This window comes from Acidiphilium sp. PM (assembly GCF_000219295.1).
Taxonomy (GTDB): Bacteria; Pseudomonadota; Alphaproteobacteria; order Acetobacterales; family Acetobacteraceae; genus Acidiphilium; species Acidiphilium multivorum.
Window position 1 is genome coordinate 1 of the sequence record NZ_AFPR01000329.1, and the last position, 4,769, is coordinate 4,769.

A 4,769-nucleotide genomic window follows, 5' to 3' on the forward strand; every position below is an offset into this window, starting at 1 on the left:
GGCCGAGCATCCCCGGATTCACCGCATCCTCTCCCCCCGCCGACGGCACCGAGGTCGCCGCCCGCGCCCTTGCCGGGCCGGCGGAGATCGAGCAGGCGCTGGAGCGGGCCGCCGCCGCGCAGAAGGCCTGGCGGCGCGTCGGCCTCGCCGAGCGCATGGCGATCTGCGAGCGCTTCGTCGCGCATTTCACCGCCAATGGTGCTGCGATCGCCGCCGAGATCAGCGCGCAGATGGGACGGCCGGTAAGCCAGACACCGGGAGAAATCCGCGGTGTCGCCGAACGCGCGCGGATGATGATCTCGCTTGCCGCGGAGTCGCTCGCGCCGGTCCGGCCCGCGCCGGTCGCCGGCTTCGAGCGGTTCATCACCCGCGAGCCGCTCGGCGTCGTCTTCGTCATCGGCGCCTGGAACTATCCCTATCTGATCACCGTCAACAGCGTCGTCCCCGCGCTGCTCGCCGGCAACGCCGTGGTGCTGAAACAGGCCTCGCAGACGCTGCTCTGCGCCGAGCGTTTCGCCGCGTCCTTCGCCGCCGCCGGCCTGCCCGAGCACGTCTTCCAGGTGCTCCACCTCGCCAATGCCGACGCCGAGGCGGTGATCCGCGATCCGCGCGTCGATTTCATCGCCTTCACCGGCTCGGTGGCGACCGGCCATCGCGTCGTCCGCGCCGCCGCCGACCGCTTCGCCGGCATCGGCCTCGAACTCGGCGGCAAGGACCCCGCCTATGTCCGCCGCGATGCCGACATCGTCCACGCCGCCGACAACCTGGTCGACGGCGCCTTCTTCAATTCCGGCCAGTCCTGCTGCGGGATCGAGCGCATCTATGTCGACGCCGCGGTGTATGACGACTTCATCGCCCGCTTCGTCGAGACCACCAACGCCTATCGCCTCGGCCATTCGCTCGACCCCGCAACCACGCTCGGCCCGATGGTCAACGCCGCCGGGGCCGATTTCGTGCGCGGGCAGATCGCCGAAGCCCTCGCCGCCGGCGCCACCGCGCTGATCGACGAGGCGCGGTTCCCCGAAAGCCGGCCCGGCACGCCCTATCTCGCGCCGCAGGTGCTGGTGAATGTCGATCACCGGATGGACGTGATGCGCAGCGAGAGCTTCGGCCCGGTCGTCGGCATCATGAAGGTCGCCTCGGACGCGGAGGCGATCGGCCTGATGAACGACAGCCCCTATGGCCTCACCGCCTCGGTCTGGACGCGCGACGTCGAGGCCGCGACGCGCATCGGCGGCGAGATCGAGACCGGCACCGTGTTCATGAACCGCTGCGACTATCTCGACCCGGCGCTGGCCTGGGTCGGCGTCAAGGATTCCGGCCGCGGCTGCACCCTCTCGCGGATCGGCTTCGAGCATCTCACCCGGCCGAAATCCTTCCACCTGAAAAAAGCACCCTGACGCATCGTCCGGCGCGGGCGGGATCAGTCCAGCCGGACCATGACGTGGCGGACCACGGTATAGTCCTCGAGCGCGTAGGCGGAGAGATCCTTGCCGTAGCCTGACCGCTTCAGCCCGCCATGCGGCATCTCGTTGGCGAGCATGAAGTGGCAGTTCACCCAGGTCGCGCCATAGCGCAGCCCGGCGGCCAGGCGCATCGCCCGCCCGACATCGCGCGTCCAGACCGACGAGGCGAGGCCATAATCGGAGTCGTTCGCCCAGACGATCGCCTGTTCGGGATCGGTGAAGCGCGTGACGGACACGACGGGGCCGAACACCTCGCGGCGCACGATCTCGTCGTCCTGCGCCGCACCGGCAACCACGGTGGGTTCGTAGTAGAAGCCGCTCCCCGCCGCATCGCGCCCGCCGGCGACGACCTCGACATGCGGCAGCGCCGCCGCGCGGGCGACGAAGCCGCCCACCCGCTCGCGCTGGCGCGCCGAGATCACCGGGCCGATATCGTTCTCCGAATCATCCGCCCGGTCGTAGCGGAGCTGCGTCACCGCCGAAGCGAGGTCGGCCACGAACCGGTCATAGACCTTCGCACCGGCATAGACCCGGCAGGCCGCCGTGCAGTCCTGCCCGGAATTGTAGTATCCGAAGTCCCGCACCGCGGCGACGGCGGCGTCGATATCGGCGTCGTCGAAGACGATCACCGGCGCCTTGCCGCCGAGTTCGAGATGGGTGCGCTTGATCGAGGCCGAGGCCGCCTGGATCACCCGCTCGCCGGTGCCGATCGAGCCGGTCAGCGAGATCATCGCGATCCCCGGCGCGTCGATCAGCGCCTGGCCAGTGCTCGGCCCGCGGCCCGAAATCACGTTGAGCACGCCCTCGGGCAGGATGCCGGCGGCGATCCGGGCGAGCTTCAGCGCGGTCAGCGGCGTCAGTTCCGAGGGCTTGAGCACGACCGTGTTGCCGGCGGCGAGTGCCGGGGCGATCTTCCACGCCGCCATCATCAGCGGATAGTTCCACGGGGCGATCTGCGCGACCGGGCCGACCGGATCGCGCCGGATCATCGAGGTATGTCCGGCGAGATACTCGCCCGCCGCACTGCCCGACAGGCAGCGGGCGGCGCCGGCGAAGAAGCGGAAACAGTCAACGATGGCGGGCATCTCGTCGCGCAGCACGGCCGGGCGCGGCTTGCCGCAGTTCAGCGCCTCCAGCGCGGCGAAGTCCTCCGCCTCGGCCTCGATCGCATCGGCGAGGCGCAGCAGCATCGCCGCGCGCTCGGCCGGCGGCAGCGCCGCATAGGCCGGAAAGGCGCGCCCGGCGGCTTCCACCGCGCGGGCCACCTGGCCGGCATCCGCCTCGGCGATCTCGGCGATGACGGCGCCGGTCCGGGGATTGACCACCGGCACCGGCGCGCCCGCGCCCGCCTCGAACGCGCCGCCGATCAGCAGTTGCGTGGGCAGGGATGCAACCATCTCAGCCTCCCGTCCCTTCATGGACCGCGCGTTCCTCGGCCGCGATTTCCGCCGCCCGGCTCGCGATCGCCTCGCGGCTGATCGGCGGGCCGGGGAAGCGCACCCGCGCCACGCCGAACCAGAGCACCAGCATCAGCACGATCAGGCCGAGACCGTAGGTGATCAGGATATTGTTGGGCGGCTGGATGCCGATATAGATCAGCACGAACACGCCGATGATCGAGATGACCGCAAGCGGCTTCGAGAGCGCGCCGAGGCGGAACGGGCCGAACTCGGTCCAGGTCTTGCCCTCCGCCAGCAGCCCGGCCGCGACCGGCATGGCGTAGGAGATGTAGAGGAACATCGCGCAGCCCGCCGCCAGCGCCGCGAAGGCCGGCGAATACAGCGTGGCCGCGACGGAGAGCACCGCCGTCAGCCAGATCGCGCCGACCGGCGTGCGGTGCGTCGGGCTCACCCGCCGCCAGATCGCGTGGCCCGGCAGCCCGCCATCGCGGGCGAAGGCGAAGATCATCCGCGAGGTCGAGGTCACGCCCGCCAGCGCGCAGAGATAGTTGGCGACGACGATGCCGACATAGAGCAGGTATTTCACCGGCAGGATCACCGGCAGCCCGGCGAGCAGGTTGAAGAACACGTTGCCGCCCTGCGCCGCCGCCTTGCCGAGATCCGGCATCGCCAGCAGGATCGAGGCCTCCATCACCAGGCCGAACGCGAACGACCAGAACACCGAATTGATGATCCCGCGCGGCACGGTGCGCCTTGCGTTCACCGTCTCTTCCGAGGTGTGGGCCGCGCCGTCGAACCCGGTGATGGTATAGAGCGGCAGCAGCAGGCCGAGCATGAAGAGATAGAACAGGTTGCCGCTATGCGGCACCACCCCGCCGCCGGCCTTGCCGGAATAGTTGATGAAGGTGAACAGCCGCGAAAAATCGTAATGCTGCGCGCCCACCAGCATCGCGATGGTCAGCACGATGGCGATGAAGAAGATCAGGTAGCCGGAGAAATCGGTCAACCGCGTGGTGGTGCGGATGCCCATGTGGTTGAACGCGCCCTGGCTCGCGGTGATGAGGATGACCGCGATGGTCTGCTGCCAGAACCCCCAGTGCGACGTGTCGATATGGAACATGTTGCCGAGGATCAGGCTGGTGAACAGATCGTAGGCGCCGACATTCACCGAGGCGACGACGAAGATCAGCCCGAGCAGGTTGACGAAGGCGGTCGCCCAGCCCCAGCCGCGTCCGCCGAGGATCGAGGACCAGTGATAGAGCGCGCCGGCCGTCGGATAGGCGGAGGCGATCTGCGCCATCGACAGCGCGATCACCATCGAGAAGATCGACCCCACGATCCAGCCGACGAACACGCCCCCCGGCCCGGCGGCCGAGAACGCCGCCTGGAACGAGGTGATTCCGCCCGCAAGGATGCAGATGATCGAAAAGGCGATGGCGAAGTTGGAAAATCCGTGCATGCGCCTGGAGAGTTCCTGCGCATAGCCCATCTTGTGCAGCGTTGCGGTATCCTCGGCGAGGATCCGCGCCTCATCCTGGTTGTTCGACATCTCCGTCTCCCATGTTGACCGTCAGGCCGTGTGTGCCGGGCTTGGCCGCCCGGTCGTGCTGTCAGGCATCGCGCGGGCGCCGAGCTTGCGGCGCACCGTCTCGGGCGAGGCGCCGTGCAACCGGCGGCAGGCCCGCGAGAAGGCGCTCACCTCGGAATAGCCGAGCAGTTCGGCGACCGCGGCGATCGAGAGATGCGGCTCGGCGAGGTACATCAGCGCCAGCCGCGCCCGCACCTGGTCGATGCATTCCGAATAGGTGATTCCGTGTTCGGCGAGCCGGCGCTGCAGCGTCCAGCGCGGCAGGCCGAGGCTTGCGGCCACCCGGTCGATCCCGGCCGGCCCCTCGGGCAGCAG

Annotated in this window: 4 protein-coding genes; 1 reads left to right on the forward strand and 3 read right to left on the reverse strand. The window is 69.2% G+C overall.

Going from position 1 to position 4,769, the window contains the following annotated elements; translation table 11 throughout:
* Window positions 1-1,400: aldehyde dehydrogenase family protein (locus APM_RS12245; protein ID WP_007423695.1), on the forward strand; the 1,400-nt coding region annotated here is incomplete at its 5' end.
* 23 nt (window positions 1,401-1,423) lie between these two features.
* On the opposite strand, the gene APM_RS12250 is transcribed toward APM_RS12245, so the two are convergent.
* The 3 genes from APM_RS12250 to APM_RS12260 all read right to left on the reverse strand — a co-directional run.
* A complete protein-coding gene (locus APM_RS12250; protein WP_007423696.1) occupies window positions 1,424-2,884 on the reverse strand; it encodes a gamma-aminobutyraldehyde dehydrogenase in 1,461 nt (486 codons plus the stop codon).
* Window positions 2,865-4,415, reverse strand: coding sequence for an amino acid permease (locus APM_RS12255; RefSeq protein WP_007423697.1), 1,551 nt, complete (start codon window positions 4,413-4,415; stop codon window positions 2,865-2,867). The genes APM_RS12250 and APM_RS12255 overlap by 20 nt, the downstream gene beginning before the upstream one ends.
* Before the next feature lie 21 nt (window positions 4,416-4,436).
* A partial coding sequence (locus APM_RS12260; protein WP_007423698.1) for a helix-turn-helix transcriptional regulator occupies window positions 4,437-4,769 on the reverse strand: 333 nt, incomplete at its 5' end.